The following is a 16,581-nucleotide window of genomic DNA, read 5'->3' as shown; positions in this document are numbered from 1 at the left end:
GCTGATCTACGGGTTCTATCCGGCCGATCTCTACTGGCGGCCCAACCTGACCTTCCTGCTGTTCTTCGTGGCCATCGCCCCGGTGCTCTATCCCGGCCTGCCGCGGCAGATGCTGTGGTTCACGGGCATCTACCCGTTCCTGATGCCCTGGCTCCTGTGGGGCGGGTCGTTCTGGGTGCCGCTTCTCGTGATCGCGGGCCTCGTCGTGGGCTATGCCGTCTGGCGCGTCCTCGGCGCGGTCAGCGGTCTCCTTGCCGCGCTGGCGGCGATTGTCGCCGCGCTCGTCTGGTGGCTGGCGGCGGTGCCCGCGCTCAACGACGGGATTCACCGGCTGTCGGCCGAAAGCCGGACCGCGACGATCACCGCCGAAGCGGAGGCCCGGATCGAGAGGCTGCGGCCCCGCCTTGCGGACCTGGAGGCCCAGCGCGAGTCCCTCCGCGCCGAGGTGAGCGCGCTCGAGGCCATCAAGGCCGAGGCCTATGCCCCGATCACCGAGGCGGTGGAGGCGGCCCGGGCCGCTGCCATCCTGGCCTATTTCGAGGAACGCGGGCTCGATCCCGAGAGCGAGGAGATCGGACCGACCCAGCGCGAGAACGCGCGCCACGAGGCGCGGGCCGCCGCCTCGGCGGCGGCCGAGGACCCCGCCCTCGCGGACGAGCGCGCGACGTTCCTCGCCGCCGTCGACGAGTTGACGACGCTGCGCAACGAGATCAACCGGCTGTCCTCGCAGATCACGCTGATGAGCGCGGACATCTCCAACGCGGACTCCCGGCTGACCAATCTCGCGGTGATGCCGGAGCGTCAGGCCCGCCTTACCGAACTGCGGGCGATGGAGGCCGAGCGCCTCGCCCTCGTGCCGCGCGCCCTGCGTGACCTGCGCCGGGTCGACGCGGCCCCGGCCGGAACGGATCCCGCCGATCTGGACGCGCTCCGCGCCCTGCTGGAGGTCCGCGGCGAAATGACGACGCTGACCAACGCGCTCAACGCGACCTACAAGGACGCCGGGCGCATCGGGCTCGAGCCGGTGCAGGACCGCGAGTTCGGCGGCTTCATGCTGGCGCTGATCATCGGACTGTCGGGCATCATCCTGTCGCTGCCCCTGGGCATCCTGCTGGCGCTGGGGCGGCAGTCGGACCTCTTCATCATCAAGGCGATCTGCGTCGGGTTCATCGAGGTGATCCGCGGCGTGCCGCTGATCGTCTGGCTCTTCACCGCGCAGCTCCTGCTCAACTACTTCCTGCCGCCGGGCACGAACTTCTCGCTGCTGCTCCGGGTCATCATCATGGTGACCTTCTTCGCCTCCGCCTATATCGCCGAAGTGGTGCGCGGCGGCCTCGCGGCGCTGCCGCGCGGGCAATACGAGGCGGCGGGAGCGCTCGGGCTCGACTATGCCAAGTCGATGCGGCTCATCGTGTTGCCGCAGGCGCTGAAGATCTCGATCCCCGGCATCGTCAACACCTTCATCGGCCTCTTCAAGGACACCACGCTGGTGGTCTTCATCGGGCTTCTCGATCCCATCGGGCTTTCGGAAACGATCCGCGCCAGTACCGACTGGCAGGGCATCTACTGGGAGCTCTTCGTCTTCGTCGGTCTCATGTTCTTCGCCTGCTGCTACGGCATGAGCCGCTATTCCCTTGCGCTCGAGCGAAAGCTCTCGCGCGAGCATCGCTGAGGAGAGTGCCATGACCGACACCGCCTTCGACACGGAGCGGCGCGAGATCGACCGCAGCCACATGCAGGTCTCCGACGAGGTCGCCATCGACATCCGCGGCATGAACAAGTGGTTCGGCGCGTTCCATGTGCTCCGCGACATCAACCTGACGGTCTACCGCGGCGAGCGCATCGTCATCTGCGGCCCCTCGGGGTCGGGCAAGTCGACGCTGATCCGCTGCATCAACCGGCTGGAGGAACACCAGCAGGGCACCATCGTGGTGGACGGCACCGAGCTGACCAGCGACCTCAAGAACATCGACCGGGTGCGGTCGGAGGTCGGGATGGTGTTCCAGCACTTCAACCTCTTTCCGCACCTGACCGTGCTCGACAACTGCACCCTGGCGCCGATCTGGGTGCGCAAGACGCCCAAGAAGGAGGCCGAGGAGACGGCCATGCGCTATCTCGAGCGGGTGAAGATCCCCGAGCAGGCGCTGAAATACCCCGGGCAGCTCTCGGGCGGGCAGCAGCAGCGCGTGGCCATCGCCCGGTCGCTCTGCATGAACCCGCGCATCATGCTGTTCGACGAGCCCACCTCCGCCCTCGATCCGGAGATGATCAAGGAGGTGCTCGACACCATGATCTCCCTCGCCGAGGAGGGGATGACGATGCTCTGCGTGACCCACGAGATGGGCTTTGCGCGGCAGGTGGCGAACCGCGTCATCTTCATGGACCAGGGCCAGATCGTCGAACAGAACGAGCCCGAGGAATTCTTCAACAATCCCCAGTCCGACCGGACCAAGCTGTTCCTGAGCCAGATCCTCGGTCACTGAGCGGTTTCGCCGCGCGTGCCGCGCGGCGATCCGCCGGGGAGGCTCTGCCTCCCCGGACCCCTCCGGGATATTCTCCGCCAGAAAAATGGGAAAGGGGAGGGACAGAGGGCCGGACGACAGAGTCCGGATCGGGACGACTTTTTCGGGATTTTAATTTGATGACAGGGACTTGAGGGCCCGTTTCATCGTGAACGCTCATCGGCCAGCTCGCGCGGGACCACGAAATCCACCACGCCGCCGGTCCCGAAGCCGACCTTCTCCCAGGACCGCGCGGGCAGGTCGATGACCGTGGTGGCCCCCGTCGGGTAGATCGCGAACTGCGGATGATCGGGCCGAACCGCCACGAGCCGCGCCGCGAACTCGCCGATCCCCGGATTGTGCCCCACCATCGCCACCGCATGGGCCCGGCCCCGGTCGCGCAGCACCTGCAGCATCCCCTCGGCCGAGGCGTGGTAGAGCGCGGGCAGGACCTCCGCCTCCGGCGCCCCCTCGAGGCGCGCCGCAATCAGCGCCCAGGTCTCGCGGGTGCGCGCCGCGTCCGAGACCAGCGCCTGCCCCGGGACCAGCGCCCGCCGCGCGAGCCAGTCGCCGAGCGCCGGCGCCGCGCGCCGCCCCCGCTCGTTCAGGACCCGCGCGTGATCCTCGGCCGCGGCGTCGTCCCAGGCCGATTTCGCATGGCGGATCAGGATGAGACGCGGCATGTCAGAGCCGCTTGCGGATCAGAGAGCCCGCCCCGTACTCGGTGAACAGCTCCAGCAGCGAGGCATTCGGCAGCCGCCCGTCGAGGATCACAACCGCCCGTACCCCCTCGTTCAGGGCGGCAAGCGCCGTCTCCGCCTTCGGGATCATCCCGCCCGCGATGGTGCCGTCCTCGATCATCGCGCGGATCCGGGCGGCGTCGAGTTCGGTGATGACGTCGCCCGCCGCGTCCTTGACCCCCGCCACATCGGTCAGCAGCAGCAGCCGGTCCGCCTTCAGCCCGCCCGCGATGGCGCCCGCCGCAGTGTCGCCGTTGACGTTGAAGGTCTCGTTCTTCTCCCGCCCCGTCGCCACCGGCGCCACGACCGGGATGATCCCCGCGCCGAAGAGATCGCGCAGCACCTGCACCCGGGTCGCGACCGGACGGCCCACATAGCCCAGTTCCGGATCGTCGGCCTCGGCGACCAGCAGGTCGTCGTCCTTGCCCGACAGGCCCACGGCGCGGCCGCCCTCGTCGTTGATCGCCTGCACGATCCGCTTGTTGACGAGGCCCGACAGGATCATCTCCACCACCTCGACCGTGGCCCGGTCGGTGACCCGCTTGCCGCGCACGAAGCGGCTTTCGATGCCGAGCTTGGCGAGCATCTCGTTGATCATCGGGCCGCCGCCGTGGACCACGACCGGGTTCACGCCCACCTGCCGCATCAGCACGATGTCGCGGGCGAAGCTGGCCATCGCCGCGTCGTCGCCCATGGCGTTGCCGCCGAACTTCACCACCACGACGGAGCCCGCGTAGCGTTGCAGATAGGGCAGCGCCTCGGACAGGGTGCGCGCCGTCGCGATCCAGTCGCGGTCCATGGTCTGGGTCCTCATTCCGGCTCCTCAGGCGATCCCGGCCACGATGGCGCGGAGCGTCGCGATCCCATCCCCCTTTTCGGCGGAGGTCAACACGATCTCGGGATAGGCCGCCGGGTGCTTTGCGAGGGCGGTGCGCACCTGGGACAGGACCTTGTCGCGGTCGGCGGCCTTGACCTTGTCAGCCTTGGTCATCACCGCCTGGAAGGTCACCGCCGCGCCGTCGAGGAGCGACAGGATCTCCTCGTCCACCGCCTTGATGCCGTGGCGGGTGTCGATCAGCACGAAGGCCCGGCGCAGCGTGGCGCGGCCCTGCAGGTACTGCTTCAGGAGCGCCTGCCATTTCTGCACGACGGCGACCGGCGCCTCGGCATAGCCGTAGCCGGGCAGGTCCACGAGATAGGCGGCCTCGCCGAGGGTGAAGTAGTTGACTTCCTGCGTGCGACCCGGCGTGTTCGAGGCCCGCGCCAGCGCCTTGCGGCCCGTCAGCGCGTTGATCAGCGTCGATTTCCCGACGTTGGACCGGCCGGCAAAGCAGACCTCCGGGCGGTCGGCGGGCGGCAGGCCGTCCATGGCCACCACGCCCTTGAGGAAATCGACCGGCCCGGCGAAGAGCTTGCGCCCGCGTTCCAGCGCGAGGGCGTCGGGCGCCTCCGCGAGCGGGAAGGGCAGGGCGCTCACTTCTTCGGGGGTCCGGACTTGTTGGCCGGCGTGGAGGAGCTGGTCCCGCGGATGTTGCCCAGAAGGTCGGGCGTGTAGCCCTGGGCGCGCATGATCAGGTACTGCTGGGTGAACGTGATGATGTTGTTCGCGATCCAGTAGATCAGCAGGCCGCTGGCGAACGAGCCCAGCATGAACATGAAGATCCACGGCATCCAGGCGAAGATCATCCGCTGGGTCGGGTCCGGCGGCGCCGGGTTCAGCTTCATCTGCAGCCACATGGAGATGCCGAGCAGGATCGGCAGGATGCCGAGGAAGATCAGCGCGAGGATCGAGCCCGGCTCGGGCGCGGCCCAGGGCAGCAGGCCGAAGAGATTGAAGAGAGAGGACGGGTCCGGCGCGGAGAGGTCGCGCAGCCACAGCACGAAGGGCGCGTGCCGCAGTTCCAGCGTGACGAAGATCACCTTGTAGAGCGAGAAGAAGATCGGGATCTGCAGGAGGATCGGCAGACAGCCGGAGGCGGGGTTCACCTTGTTCTTCTTGTAGAGCTCCATCATGCCCTGCTGGAGCTTCTGCTTGTCGTCGCCCGCGCGCTCCTTGAGCTTCTCCATCTCGGGCTGAAGCTCCTTCATCTTGGCCATGGAGGCGTAGGACTTGTAGGCGAGCGGGAACAGGACCGCCTTGATCACCAGCGTCAGCACGATGATCGCCCAGCCCATGTTGCCGATCATGGCGTTCAGCCAGTGCAGCATCGCGAAGATCGGCTTCGTCAGGAAGAAGAACCAGCCCCAGTCGATCGAGTCGATGAAGCGGTCGATCCCGGCTTCGTTCTGGTATTCGCGGATCGTCTCCCATTCCTTCGCGCCGGCGAAGAGCTGGCTCTCCGCGGAGAGGCTGCCGCCGGGGGCGATGGTGACGGGATTGTAGACGCTCTCGGTCAGGTAGATGCCGTTCACCTCGCGCGCCACGGACCGGAAATCGGAGCCGGGCGAGGGGATCAGCGTGGACATCCAGTACTTGTCGGTGAAGCCGACCCAGCCGTTCTCGGCCACCTCGATCTGGCTTTCCTCGGTGCTCAGCCCGGGCAGATCGTCGTAGTCGATCTCCTCGAGCTCGCCGTCCGACATCCGCACGACGCCTTCGTGCAGGATGAAGAAGTTGACCGTGTCGGGCTGGCCGTGGCGGCGAATCTGGCCGTAGGGGCGCAGCGTCACGGCGCCGTCGGTGGTGTTCTCCACCGACTGGGTGACCGAGAACATGAAATCCTCGTCCACCGCGATCGTCTTGCGGAACACCAGTCCCGCGCCGTTGTCCCAGACCAGCGTCACCGGTGTTTCGGGGGTGAGCGTCTCGCCCTCCTCGATCTGCCAGAGCGTGCTGTCGCCGGGCACCTGGTCGGCGGCGGCGCCCTCGAGCGCGATCCAGCCATGGAGCGCGTAATAGGGGTTCGCGGAGCCCGTGGGTTCGAACAGGCGGACCAGCGGGCTGTCGGGCTCCAGCGTCTCGCGGTAGTTGTCGAGCAGGAGGTCGTCGATCCGGCCCCCGACCGTGTTGATCGTGCCCGTGAGGCTCGGCGTCTCGATGGCGAGCCGCGCGGCCTCGGGAGTGGCCTCGCCGCTCGGCGCGCCGGTGCCGGCGGCGCCGCCCGCTGCGGGATCGACAGTGGTCTGTCCGGGGGGCGTCAGCGGCGCCCCGTCGTCCGAGATCTCGGCCACGGGCCGTCCGTCCGGTCCGGTCGCGCCCGGCGCCTGTTCCGGCGGCGGGAACAGCAGGAACCAGATCAGGATCACCGCAAAGCTGAGAGCCGTGGCCAGCAGCAGGTTTCGGTTCTGTTCGTCCATGTCCTGCGCCTTTGATCCTCAGAGCAGCATGTGGGGGAGGTGACCGCGGTTCAACAAGCCACGAGGTCAAAGGTCAAGGGGGCACCGGGTCACGAGGATGGCAGAAAAGGGTCGCCTGGGCCACCCGGGTCGGGAAAGGACCGGGACGACGGGGCGGGGGAGGGGGCCGGTCCCGTGCCGTGCCCAGGGCGTCGCGTCGGTGTCGGCCTAGGCCGCGGAGGCGCGGGCGCCTTCGGTCACCCGATGCGCAGGTGCTGCGCCATCGGGACGCCGGGGCTCTCTCCCCGCGGCGCCGCGAGCCAGGCGGCGAAATCCGCCGCCGCCATCGGCCGGGCCAGCACGAAGCCCTGCAGGTGGCCGCAGCCCATCTCGCGGATCGTTTCGAGTTCTCCCGGCGTCTCCACCCCTTCGGCGAGGGCCTCGAGCTCCAACCGGTCCGCCATGGTCAGGATCGCCCCCACGATGCGGCGCTGGGTCATGTCGCGGTCGATCCCGCGCACGAAGGACCGGTCGATCTTCAGCCGGTTGACGGGGAAGCGCCGGATCGAGGTGATCGAGGCGTGGCCCGTCCCGAAATCGTCGAGGTCGATGCGGCAGCCGAGCCGCGCCAGTCCGTGGAGATTGGCGGCCACCGTATCGTCGGGCCGTCCCGCGACGACGGTTTCGAGCACCTCCACCGAAAGCCGCCCCGGGTCGAGCCCGTACCGCCCGAGGGCAAAGCCCACCCGATCCACGAGGTCGGCCTGCCGCAGCTCCTCGGCGGAGAAGTTCACCCCGACGCGGTCGATGCCCAGGTCCCGCGCATCCCAGTCCGACAGGGCGGCGAGCGCGCCGTCGAGGATCTGCGCGCCGAGTTCGCGCATCCGTCCCGCACCCTCCAGCGCGGAGAGGAAATCCACCGGCGGGACCGTGACGCCATCCGGGCGATGCCATCGCGCCAGAGCCTCCGCCCCGGTCACACGGCCGATCGCGAGGCAGAGCTGCGGCTGGAAGAAGGGCCGGATCTCCCCGTTCTCGAGCGCGCGTCCGACATCGCGTCCATGGCGCTGGCGGGCGCGGTTGCGCGCCTGCATCGCGTGGTCATAGGCCCGGATCGTCCCCGGTCCCCGGCGCTGCCCCTCGATCAGCGCGAGGGTCGCGGCCTGAAGCAGGCCCTCCGGCGTCAGGGGCGAAACGCCCGCGGCCCGCGCGAAGCCGGCCGAGAGCGAGGGGCGCAGATCCTCCTCGCCGATCCGCAGGGGGAGGGACAGCAGATCCTGCAGCCGTTGCGCCAGCCGCTCCGCATCGGGCTGGCCGAGGCGCGGCATCACGCCGAGGGCCACGGCGAAGACCGGCCCGTCCAGACGCACGCAGGTGTCGCTGTCGCGCAGGGCGGCCACGAGCCGCCGCGCGGTCAGCCGCAACAGCGTGTCGAGCGCCTCCCTGTCGAGCCGTGCCTCGAACGATCTGAAATTGTCGATCTCGAACACGAGGCAGGCGGTCTCCTCCCGCCGCCGGGCGGCCTCCTCCGTGCCGGCCGCGAGCGCCGCGATCAGCGACGCCCGCCGGTCGAGACCGGTCAGCGGATCCCGATCCGCCCTCTGGCGATGCGGTCTGCGGTCGATGGTCACGGCCAGGATCGCGGGCAGCAGGAAGGCGGCGATCAGGAAGCCGGGCAGCTGCGTCGCAAGCCATGTTGCAAGGCAGAGCATCGTGCAAGGCGCGATCAGCCGTCCCTGCCGCCCGTCCGGTGCGACGCTTTCCCGATGGATGGTCATCCTGCCCCCGTCGTTGCGCCCCCGCCCGGGGGCTGCGGGCGCGACCATAGGCCCGGGCGCTGACCGTCCGGTTAACGCGTCCCGGTGACCTCAGCCCGCCGCATGAGCCCGGCGAAATCGAACAGCGCGGGGTCGAGCAGGTGCGAGGGCCGCGCCGTGGTCAGCGCGCGGAACATCACCTGCCGCCGTCCCGGCGAGCGGGCCTCCCAGCCGTCCAGCAATTCCTTGATCTGCTGACGCTGGAGCCCTTCCTGGCTGCCGCAGAGGTCGCAGGGGATGATCGGATAGTCCATCGCCTGCGAGAAGCGCCCGCAATCGGCCTCCGACACATGGGCCAGCGGCCGGAGCACGAAAAGGTCTCCCTCCTCGTTGAGCAGCCGTGGCGGCATCGTCGCCAGCCGCCCGCCGTGGAAGAGGTTGAGAAAGCATGTCTCGAGGATGTCGTCCCGGTGATGGCCGAGGACCACCGCCGAACACCCCTCCTCGCGCGCGATGCGGTAGAGATGCCCGCGCCTCAGCCGCGAGCAGAGCGCGCAGTAGGTCCGCCCCTGCGGCACCTTGTCCACCACGACGGAATAGGTGTCCTGGTACTCGATCCGGTGCGGCACGCCGCGGTCCTTCAGGAACTCCGGCAGCACCGTCGCGGGAAAGCCGGGCTGCCCCTGGTCGAGGTTGCAGGCCAGAAGCTCTACCGGCAGAAGCCCGCGCCACTTCAGTTCATGGAGCACGGCCAGGAGCGTGTAGCTGTCCTTGCCGCCCGAGAGGCAGACCAGCCATTTCTCGCCCGGTTTCCACTCCACCATGCCGTAACGCTCGATCGCCTCGCGCGTCTCGCGGACGAGGCGCTTGCGCAGTTTCCTGAATTCCGTGGTGGAGGGCGCGCCCCGGAACAGCGGATGGATCTCTTCGGCATCGTCGAGCATGGCCCGCCCATAGCGCAGCGCGTCCGCCCTGTCATCAGCGCTTGGCGCAGGAGAGGCGCGCTCTATCTCCCAGACAGGACGGGGAGGATGCGATGCGGACAGGTCTCGCGGTTATCGGGCTCGGGCTGCTGGCGGGCTGCGTGGCGACACCCTCCTTCGACGATCCGCAGCTCACCGGCAACGAGCTTGAGCTTCAGGAGTTCTTCGACGGCGATCTGCGCGCCTATGGGCAGTTCCAGGATGTTCTCGGGCAGGTCCGCAGGCAGTTCGTGGTCGAGATCGCGGGCGACTGGGACGGCGAGACCCTGACGCTGGTGGAGGATTTCACCTATGCCGACGGCGCCACCGAACGGCGCGTCTGGACCCTGCGTCAGACCGGACCCGAGACCTGGGAGGGCACGGCCCCCGGCGTCATCGGCACGGCGAAGGGCGAGGAGCGGGGCGACCGTTTCAACTGGCGCTACACGATCGACCTGCCGATCGTGCGCGCCGGAGAGCCCCCGACGACCCAGCGCGTGACCTTCGACGACTGGATGTGGCAGCTGACGGAGGACCGGCTCTTCAACCGCGCCTACATGTATCGTTCGGGGTTCTACATCGGCGAGGTCTCGATCATGTTCGAACGCCTGGACTGAGCCACGCGCGCCCCATTCGGATCCGAAGGCCCCCGCCCTAGGCCCAGCCTCCTGAAGGTCGTGTTGCAGGCGACGAGAGGTCGGTGGGCAACGACCGCCTTGAGCCCGAAACGCTCGAAGCCTCGGTGCGGAGGAGCGTCAGCACACCGCAGACCTGATCGAGACCGGGCCTCAGCCGCGGCGGCGCTTGATCATCGGGGCGAGGACGCCGGCGGCGCCGATCAGCATGATGCCGATGCCCGCAAGCTGAAAGATCCAGCCGAAATAGTGGTTGCCCGCAAGGATCGCCTGTCGCGGCGCCATGCGTGGCACGAGCACCTCCACCGGGTCGCCGACCCTGTGGTCTTGGTAGAATCCGGGCTGCACGGAGTGACGTTCCAGCAGGTAGGTCTCATCGCGATGGGTGAACTCGAAATCCAGCCGGTATGAATTCCCGGAACGGCTCTTGTCGACGATCTCGCCCGTCACGCTGTCGGATCGCGCGGCGATCTCCTCGTATTTCGACTTCTGCATGGCGTTGATCGCGAGAACCCCGATGCCGATGGCGATGATGACGATGAATGCGACCGGTCCGGCCTGCCGCTTCCTGCTTTTCGATTGCCACGCCATGGTCGCGCGCTTTCTCCGATTCAGGAAAAACGTGCCATGCACGGGCGTTTCGGACAAGTCTCGCCCGGAGCCGGCGGCCGTGACGGTGCGCCCGCAGCCTGGCCGGCCGGGTCGCCGTCAGCACATCCAGAAGCCTTCCTTCTTGAGAAGATTGCGCAGCTTCTTCTCCGAGCGCGGCAGGGGTTCGCCGTCGAGGCCGGACGGGTCCGGTCCGGGCCGACCGCCGCCGAAGGAATGGATCGTCACCGGGAGCGTCACCTGGTCGAGCCGGCGGTCGGTCGGCTGGAGCACGAGTTCCTCGGGCCGGTCGGCGCGGATCTTGCGCGCCCAGTCGCGGAAAAGGGTGCCGAAGGCCCGGGGCAGGCATCGAAGGACCGTCCCGCTTGGATCGGATCGACATGCCACGCCTGTCGCGGGATTTGATCGCTTCTGATCGTATTGCGTCGAATCCCGGGTTCTTCTGAGCGCATGTGATTGCCTGGCGGCGCGCCGCGTCGCTAGCCTGCTTGCCGGGAGGAACGATGATCAAACCGAAACGCCACCGGCGAATCCTGTCGATCCTGCGGGCCGAAGGCTCCGTCGATCTGTCGGAACTTGCGCGGATGCTGCCCGAGGTCAGCCGCGTGACGCTCCGCCGTGACATCGCCGAACTGGCCGAGGCGGGCGCGCTGAAGCGCACCCATGGCGGCGCGCTGCTGCCCGACGCCGACCTCCTGCGCGGCGACGGCCCGCGGCTCGTGACCTTCGAGGGAATCTCCTCGGAACTCGAGGATCTCGATGCCATCATCCTGCCCCCGGTCTCCGGCCGGGGAGCCGCCGCGCTGCGCCGCCAGATCGCACGGCGGGGCCTGCCGTTCCTCGCCGAATCGGCCGAGCAGGAGGGCGGCGTCTATCTCGGCCCGGACAACCGCGCCGCAGGTCGGGCGCTCGGGGCCGAGGCGGGACGCGAAGCCCGGGCCGCGGGCGAAACCGTGCTGATGATCTGCCATCCGGAACTTGCCAACACCCGCGACCGCGCCGAGGGTTTCTCCGGCGCCCTGCGCGACACCGCGCCCGGTCGCGTGGAGGTGATCCGCGTGAACGGGCAGGGCACCTATCGGCAGGCGCTGCGTGTGGCGCTCGATGCGTTCAAGTCCCATCCCGACATTTCCATCGTTTTCGGTGTCAACGACCATTCCGCCCTCGCCGGCATCGAGGCCGCCGAGCGCACGGGCACCCCCGTCCGCGTCTACGCGACCGGCGGCGAGAATCCTTCCTTCATCGGCCGTCTGGCCGAGGACGGGCCGCTGCGGGCGGTCGCCGCCTTCTTTCCCGATGTGGTGGGCGCTCTGGGCGTCGATCTGCTGGCGGGTGCGCTGTCCGGCGCGCCGTTGCCGGAGCGGGCGACCACGCCCCACGCGATCCTGACCCGTGAAACTCTGGCCGATCACTACCGCGAAACGGACGGTGTCTGGTCCCTGCTCGACACCCGACGCGTCGCCCTGATGGGGCCGCCCCCGCCGCCCCCCGGCCGGCGCGTGCGCGGCGCGCGCTTCGGGTTCATGCCGCACTTCCCCGCCCACGACTGGTACCGCACGATGATCCAGGCGATGACCGCGCGGGCCGAGCACTATGGGGCGTCTCTCAAGGTCTCGCCGCCGCACAAGGGCATCGCCGCGGAGATCTCGCGCCTGAGGGCGGAAATCGCCGCCGCCGCCGCCGGCCGCATCCGCCCCGGGCAGACCGTCATCCTGGGCGAGGGCGAGGCCACGGCCTGTCTCGCCGCGGAGTTGCGCCGCCGCGCCGCCGAGGCTCCGGACAGCCTGAAGGGCGTCACCGTCATCACCAACGCTCTCGACGTGCTTCACCGGCTGGAGACGGCGCAGCCGCTCAAGGTTATTCTCACCAGCGGCGAGTACCAGAAGGCCGACCGTTGCCTCGTCGGCCCGAGCCTCGGCGCACTCTTCGAGAGGATGCGCGCCGATATCGCCTTCCTGTCCGTGGCGGGGGTCTCGTCAGAGTTCGGCATCTCGTCGCTCGACGAGCGGCTGGCGCTGGCGGGCTCGCGCTTCATCGACGCGGCGCGGCGGACCGTGGCGCTCGCCGATCACACCGCGATCGGCGCGGATGCCAACCACCGGATCGCCCGGCCAAGCGACTTTCACGAGGTAATGACCGACGACGGCGCGCTGCCGGCCGACCGTCAGCGGCTGAGGGCTGCCGGCATCGACGTCACGATCGCGGGCGACGCGACGGACGAGGTGCCGCAGGAGACCGGGCGCGAGGAGCGCATGGCCCGGGACGCATGACCGCAGAACCGACCATTGGGAGGACGACATGAGACAGACCCTGTTCACCACAGTATCCGCCGGCGCCCTTGCGCTCGCGGGTGCGGCCTCCGCGCAGGAGGTCACGCTCCAGTTCTGGGACAACCAGCAGACCGAAAGCGGGCTCTCGCAATTCCAGCAGGAGGCGGTCGACCGCTTCACGGAGGAGAACCCCGACATCGCGGTCGAGGTGACCACCATCCCCTATCCCGAGTACCAGCAACGTCTCCTGACCGCAGTGCAGGGCGGCAACGCGCCCGACATCGCCACGCTCGACCAGATCTGGGTCGGGGCCTTTGCCGCCGCCGGGGCCGTGGCCGACCTCACGGCAATGGCCGAGGAGGCGGGCCTGACCCGTGACGGCTTCTTCGGCGGGGCCTGGGATTCGGCGGTCGTGGACGGCGCGCTTTACGGGATCCCCTTCAACGTCGATGTCTGGCAGTTCAGCTTCTACAACGCGGCGCTGCTCGAGGCGGCGGGCGTCGATCCCGAGAGTCTGACCACCTTCGAGGGGCTGCGCGCGGCGGCCGAGGCGATGACCGGCGACGGCCAGTTCGGCGTCGGCCTCTTCGGCCACAGGGGCGAGGACACCGTGGCCGTCGTGAACTCGTTCATCTTCTCGAACGGTGGCGCGGTGCTGGCCGAGGACGGCTCCTGCGCCCTGAACGAGGCGCCGGCGGTCGAGGCGCTGACCTACCTGCAGGACCTCGCGCAATTCGCGCCCGACGGCATCCTCAACGCATCCTCGGGGTCCATGCGGGAGCTGTTCCTCAACGGCTCTCTCGCGGTGGAATTCTGGCCCGCGCTGGAACAGCCGACGCTCCAGCAGAGCGAGATCGACTGGGGTTTCGTCAACGGCACGGCGCCCGAGGGCATGACCCCCGTGGGCACCTTCGGCGGCTGGAACCTCGCGGTCTTCGAAAGCTCGGAAAACAAGGAGGCGGCCTGGAAGTTCATCGAGTTCATGACCCGCGAGGACGTGAACGGCGATGTGGTCGACCTGATCCCGGCCAACGTGGCCGCGGCGGAGGATTTCCTCGCCGCGAACCGCGACGGGCCGGACCGGATCATGGAGCACCTCTCCAACGCCCAGGCACGGCCGCTCAGCCCGCGCTATCTCGAGGTGGCCGAGGCGCAGATGACGCTCTACCAGGACGTCTTTTCGGGCGCCGACGTGCAGGAGGCCGCCGACGAGGCCTGCGCGGCGATCGACGCTCTGAACTGAGGCCGGGGGCGGGCCGGGCTGAAGCCCGGCCTGCTCCGCCTCGTTCACGGTAGGCCGGGCCTCGGCCCGGCTTCTCCCTTACCCCGACCCCCAAGGCTCCGATGACCCGCAAGGACCGCTGGCTTCTCTGGATCTTTCTCGCGCCCTCCCTCGGGCTCATCGGCCTGTTTCTCTACTGGCCCATGGTCGGGACGGTGATCGAGAGCTTCTACGCCACCTCCTTCATCAGCCCGAACCCGGAATTCGTGGGGTTCGACGGTTACCGCGAGGTCTTCTCCGACCGCGATTTCGACGATGTCTTCTGGAACTCCATCGCCTGGACCCTCGGCGTCGTGGTCTTCCAGAACATGCTCGGCTTCCTTGCCGCCATGCTGCTGAATCAGGGCCTGCCGTTTCGGGGCGTCACCCGCGCACTGGTGCTGATGCCCTTCGTCCTGCCGGGTGTCGTCACGGCGATTCTCTGGCGATTCATGTACGATCCGCAGCTCGGCCTCGTGAACTCGCTGATGATCCGCACCGGCCTCGCGTCCGAGACCTCCGCCTGGCTCGCCAATCCCGATACGGCCATGGCGGCGGTGATCTTCGTCGCCGTATGGAAGGGCTTTCCCTTTTCCATGCTGATCTATCTCGCCGCGCTGCAGACCGTGGATCGCAGCCAGCTCGAGGCCGCCACTCTGGACGGCGCCGGTCCCCTGCGCCGGCTCTGGGACGTCACCCTTCCCGCGATCCGGCATGTGATCCTCGTCAACGTGGTCCTGACGCTGATCCTGACCTTCAACTATTTCGACATCGTCTGGGTCATGACCCGGGGCGGACCGCAACAGGCGACCCATATCTTCCCGACAAAGATCTACGAGACCGGCTTCGGCCAGTTCCGCTTCGGCGAGGCGGCCACCTATGGCGTGGTGTCGATCCTGGTGCTGGCCGTGCTCGTGGCGCTCTACGTCATCGTGCAGGCCGGCGCGAACCGAAGGGGCCGGCGCACATGAGGCAGACCGCCGCCACCCGCGCCACGCTGATCGCCTGCCAGCTGCTGCTCGCGGCCTTCGTGCTGCTGCCGTTCTTCTGGATGATCTCCGTTAGCCTGAAGCCGGCGACCGAACCCTTCGCCATCCCGGCGCGGCTCTGGCCCGAGGACCCGACGCTGGCCAATTACGTCACCGCCTTCCGGCCCGAGTTCCGGACCTACTTCCTCAATTCGGTCATCGTGTCGGGTGCCTCGGTGGCGATCACCGTCAGCCTCGGCCTCCTGGCCGCCTACAGCTTCACCCGGGGCCAGCTTCTGGCCGTCACCGCGCTGATGAGCGCGGTGGTGCTGGCGCAGATGTTTCCCCATTCCGCCATCATCATCCCGATCTACAGGATGATGCGCGCCGCGGACCTCTTGAACACCTACACCAGCCTCATCGCCGCCTACGTTTCCGTCACCCTTCCGGTGGCAATCTGGATGCTGCGCGGCTTCCTGATGAAGCTGCCCGTCTCGCTGGAGGAAGCCGCCGCCATCGACGGAGCCGGGCCCCTGCGCATCTTCTGGGACGTGGTCGTGCCCCTCGCCCGGCCCGGCGTGATCGCCACCGCCGTCTATGTGCTCATCGTCACCTGGCAGGAATTCCTCTTCGCCCTGTCCTTCACCTCGACGAGAGAGATGCGCACGCTGCCCGTGGGTCTCAACGACTTCATCGGCCAGTACGGCATCCGCTATGGCGAGCTCATGGCCTCCTCGGTCATGGTCTCGGTGCCCGTCATCGCGGTCTTCTTCGTTCTGCAACGCTACTTCGTCGCCGGTCTCACCGCCGGCGCGGTCAAGGGATAGACATGGCCCTCATAGAGACATCCGAGCTGCATCCCGGCGTCCGGCAGCTGACGTTCAACCGTCCCGACAAGCTCAACGCGCTCTCCACCCCCTTGATGGCGGAGTTCGACGCGGCCCTCGATGCCGCCGCCGATCCCGCGGTGCGCGTCCTCGTGCTGCGCGGCGCGGGCGGGCGAACCTTCGTCGCGGGGGCCGACATCGCCGAATACCGGGGCGACAGGCGCGCCGCCTTCATCGCCTACCAGCAGAACTCCCGCCGCGTTTTCGACAAACTGGAGCGCCTGCCGAAGCCGGTGATCTGCGCCATCGACGGCTTCGCGCTGGGCGGCGGGTTCGAGATCGCGCTCTGCTGCGACATCCTGCTCGTCACCGAGGCCGCGCAGCTCGGCCTGCCCGAGGGGCGGCTCGGCCTCTCTCCCGGCGGCGGCGGCACGCAGCGCCTCGTCCGCGCCGTGGGCAAGCACGCGGCCTCGGACCTCATGCTCGCCGGATGGCGGATGTCAGGCCGGCGCGCCTACGAGCTGGGCCTCGCCGCCGAGGTCACGCAGGATCTCGACGCCGCGATCCTGCAACGCGCCCGCGCCTGCCTGAAGATCGCACCCCTCGCGGCGGCGGAGATGAAGCGGCTGATGCGCGAGGGGGCCGACGCGCCGCTGGAGAGCGCCAAGAGTCACGAGCAGGAGGTGCTGTTCCGCCTCTATTCCACGGCGGACGGGCAGGAGGGCATAGACGCCTTCCTCGAAAAGCGCGACCCGGACTTCAGGGGGGAATGAGG

15 protein-coding genes and 1 pseudogene are annotated in these 16,581 nt (G+C 68.7%); 8 read left to right on the top strand and 8 right to left on the bottom strand.

Annotation, left to right across the window (positions count from 1 at the left end):
• Positions 1-1,033 precede the first annotated feature (1,033 nt).
• Positions 1,034-1,672, top strand: a pseudogene (locus tag EAT49_RS09840) (amino acid ABC transporter permease); the annotation flags it as partial.
• A gap of 10 nt (positions 1,673-1,682) precedes the next feature.
• Complete coding sequence (locus EAT49_RS09835) at positions 1,683-2,483, top strand: amino acid ABC transporter ATP-binding protein (RefSeq protein WP_123642142.1); 801 nt, start codon at positions 1,683-1,685, stop codon at positions 2,481-2,483.
• A 182-nt stretch (positions 2,484-2,665) separates the two neighbouring features.
• Here EAT49_RS09835 and EAT49_RS09830 read toward each other — a convergent pair whose 3' ends face one another.
• The 6 genes from EAT49_RS09830 to ttcA all read right to left on the bottom strand — a co-directional run bounded on the left by EAT49_RS09830 (position 2,666) and on the right by ttcA (position 9,218).
• Complete coding sequence (locus EAT49_RS09830; RefSeq protein ID WP_123642141.1) at positions 2,666-3,184, bottom strand: SixA phosphatase family protein; 519 nt, start codon at positions 3,182-3,184, stop codon at positions 2,666-2,668.
• 1 nt (position 3,185) lies between these two features.
• A complete protein-coding gene (gene argB, locus EAT49_RS09825) occupies positions 3,186-4,055 on the bottom strand; it encodes an acetylglutamate kinase (protein WP_123642140.1) in 870 nt (289 codons plus the stop codon).
• 9 nt (positions 4,056-4,064) lie between these two features.
• A complete protein-coding gene (yihA, locus tag EAT49_RS09820) occupies positions 4,065-4,718 on the bottom strand; it encodes a ribosome biogenesis GTP-binding protein YihA/YsxC (protein ID WP_123642139.1) in 654 nt (217 codons plus the stop codon).
• Positions 4,715-6,538: a membrane protein insertase YidC gene (yidC, locus tag EAT49_RS09815; RefSeq protein ID WP_123642138.1), complete on the bottom strand. Its 1,824-nt coding sequence runs from the start codon at positions 6,536-6,538 to the stop codon at positions 4,715-4,717. The genes yihA and yidC overlap by 4 nt, the downstream gene beginning before the upstream one ends.
• Positions 6,539-6,774: 236 nt before the next feature.
• Positions 6,775-8,295 carry a putative bifunctional diguanylate cyclase/phosphodiesterase gene (locus tag EAT49_RS09810; RefSeq protein ID WP_185020718.1) on the bottom strand — a complete coding sequence of 507 codons (1,521 nt, stop codon included), beginning with the start codon at positions 8,293-8,295 and terminating at the stop codon, positions 6,775-6,777.
• Positions 8,296-8,366: 71 nt separating this feature from the next.
• Complete coding sequence (gene ttcA / locus EAT49_RS09805) at positions 8,367-9,218, bottom strand: tRNA 2-thiocytidine(32) synthetase TtcA (RefSeq protein ID WP_123642136.1); 852 nt, start codon at positions 9,216-9,218, stop codon at positions 8,367-8,369.
• Between the two features lie 92 nt (positions 9,219-9,310).
• On the opposite strand from ttcA, the gene EAT49_RS09800 reads away from it, so the two are divergent.
• The gene (locus EAT49_RS09800; RefSeq protein ID WP_123642135.1) at positions 9,311-9,853 is read left to right on the top strand and encodes a DUF3833 domain-containing protein; all 543 of its coding nucleotides are present in this window, start codon (positions 9,311-9,313) and stop codon (positions 9,851-9,853) included.
• 171 nt (positions 9,854-10,024) lie between these two features.
• On the opposite strand, the gene EAT49_RS09795 is transcribed toward EAT49_RS09800, so the two are convergent.
• Together EAT49_RS09795 and EAT49_RS09790 are read right to left on the bottom strand one after the other, a co-directional pair.
• Positions 10,025-10,462 carry a DUF3592 domain-containing protein gene (locus EAT49_RS09795; RefSeq protein WP_123642134.1) on the bottom strand — a complete coding sequence of 146 codons (438 nt, stop codon included), beginning with the start codon at positions 10,460-10,462 and terminating at the stop codon, positions 10,025-10,027.
• A 117-nt stretch (positions 10,463-10,579) separates the two neighbouring features.
• Positions 10,580-10,867 (bottom strand): hypothetical protein, encoded by a 288-nt coding sequence (locus EAT49_RS09790; RefSeq protein WP_185020717.1) that lies wholly within the window; start codon positions 10,865-10,867, stop codon positions 10,580-10,582.
• A 116-nt stretch (positions 10,868-10,983) separates the two neighbouring features.
• Between EAT49_RS09790 and EAT49_RS09785 the strand changes: the two genes are divergently transcribed.
• The 5 genes from EAT49_RS09785 (at position 10,984) to EAT49_RS09765 (ending at position 16,579) form a co-directional block, all read left to right on the top strand.
• Positions 10,984-12,750 (top strand): substrate-binding domain-containing protein, encoded by a 1,767-nt coding sequence (locus tag EAT49_RS09785; RefSeq protein WP_123642133.1) that lies wholly within the window; start codon positions 10,984-10,986, stop codon positions 12,748-12,750.
• 28 nt (positions 12,751-12,778) lie between these two features.
• Positions 12,779-13,993 (top strand): ABC transporter substrate-binding protein, encoded by a 1,215-nt coding sequence (locus EAT49_RS09780; RefSeq protein WP_123642132.1) that lies wholly within the window; start codon positions 12,779-12,781, stop codon positions 13,991-13,993.
• Between the two features lie 101 nt (positions 13,994-14,094).
• Positions 14,095-14,982, top strand: coding sequence for a carbohydrate ABC transporter permease (locus EAT49_RS09775; protein ID WP_123642131.1), 888 nt, complete (start codon positions 14,095-14,097; stop codon positions 14,980-14,982).
• Positions 14,979-15,806 carry a carbohydrate ABC transporter permease gene (locus tag EAT49_RS09770; RefSeq protein ID WP_123642130.1) on the top strand — a complete coding sequence of 276 codons (828 nt, stop codon included), beginning with the start codon at positions 14,979-14,981 and terminating at the stop codon, positions 15,804-15,806. The genes EAT49_RS09775 and EAT49_RS09770 overlap by 4 nt, the downstream gene beginning before the upstream one ends.
• A 2-nt stretch (positions 15,807-15,808) precedes the next feature.
• Positions 15,809-16,579, top strand: a complete 771-nt coding sequence (locus EAT49_RS09765; RefSeq protein ID WP_123642129.1) for an enoyl-CoA hydratase/isomerase family protein — start codon at positions 15,809-15,811, stop codon at positions 16,577-16,579.
• The last annotated feature ends 2 nt before the right edge of the window (positions 16,580-16,581 follow it).

Source organism: Histidinibacterium lentulum (assembly GCF_003789055.1).
GTDB classification, from domain to species: Bacteria; Pseudomonadota; Alphaproteobacteria; order Rhodobacterales; family Rhodobacteraceae; genus Oceanicola; species Oceanicola lentulus.
Note: the sequence above shows the minus strand (reverse complement) of the source record. Positions and strands in the feature narration are given on the sequence as shown.

Bases quoted from the DNA above. Each gene is read 5' to 3' on its own strand.
- EAT49_RS09780 (WP_123642132.1), top strand. From the start codon at position 12,779: ATGAGACAGACCCTGTTCACCACAGTATCCGCCGGCGCCCTTGCGCTC.
- EAT49_RS09800 (WP_123642135.1), top strand. From the start codon at position 9,311: ATGCGGACAGGTCTCGCGGTTATCGGGCTCGGGCTGCTGGCGGGCTGC.
- EAT49_RS09770 (WP_123642130.1), top strand. From the start codon at position 14,979: ATGAGGCAGACCGCCGCCACCCGCGCCACGCTGATCGCCTGCCAGCTG.
- EAT49_RS09830 (WP_123642141.1), bottom strand. From the start codon at position 3,184: ATGCCGCGTCTCATCCTGATCCGCCATGCGAAATCGGCCTGGGACGAC.
- EAT49_RS09775 (WP_123642131.1), top strand. From the start codon at position 14,095: ATGACCCGCAAGGACCGCTGGCTTCTCTGGATCTTTCTCGCGCCCTCC.
- ttcA (WP_123642136.1), bottom strand. From the start codon at position 9,218: ATGCTCGACGATGCCGAAGAGATCCATCCGCTGTTCCGGGGCGCGCCC.
- argB (WP_123642140.1), bottom strand. From the start codon at position 4,055: ATGAGGACCCAGACCATGGACCGCGACTGGATCGCGACGGCGCGCACC.
- EAT49_RS09835 (WP_123642142.1), top strand. From the start codon at position 1,683: ATGACCGACACCGCCTTCGACACGGAGCGGCGCGAGATCGACCGCAGC.
- yidC (WP_123642138.1), bottom strand. From the start codon at position 6,538: ATGGACGAACAGAACCGAAACCTGCTGCTGGCCACGGCTCTCAGCTTT.
- EAT49_RS09785 (WP_123642133.1), top strand. From the start codon at position 10,984: ATGATCAAACCGAAACGCCACCGGCGAATCCTGTCGATCCTGCGGGCC.
- EAT49_RS09765 (WP_123642129.1), top strand. From the start codon at position 15,809: ATGGCCCTCATAGAGACATCCGAGCTGCATCCCGGCGTCCGGCAGCTG.
- EAT49_RS09795 (WP_123642134.1), bottom strand. From the start codon at position 10,462: ATGGCGTGGCAATCGAAAAGCAGGAAGCGGCAGGCCGGACCGGTCGCA.
- EAT49_RS09810 (WP_185020718.1), bottom strand. From the start codon at position 8,295: ATGACCATCCATCGGGAAAGCGTCGCACCGGACGGGCGGCAGGGACGG.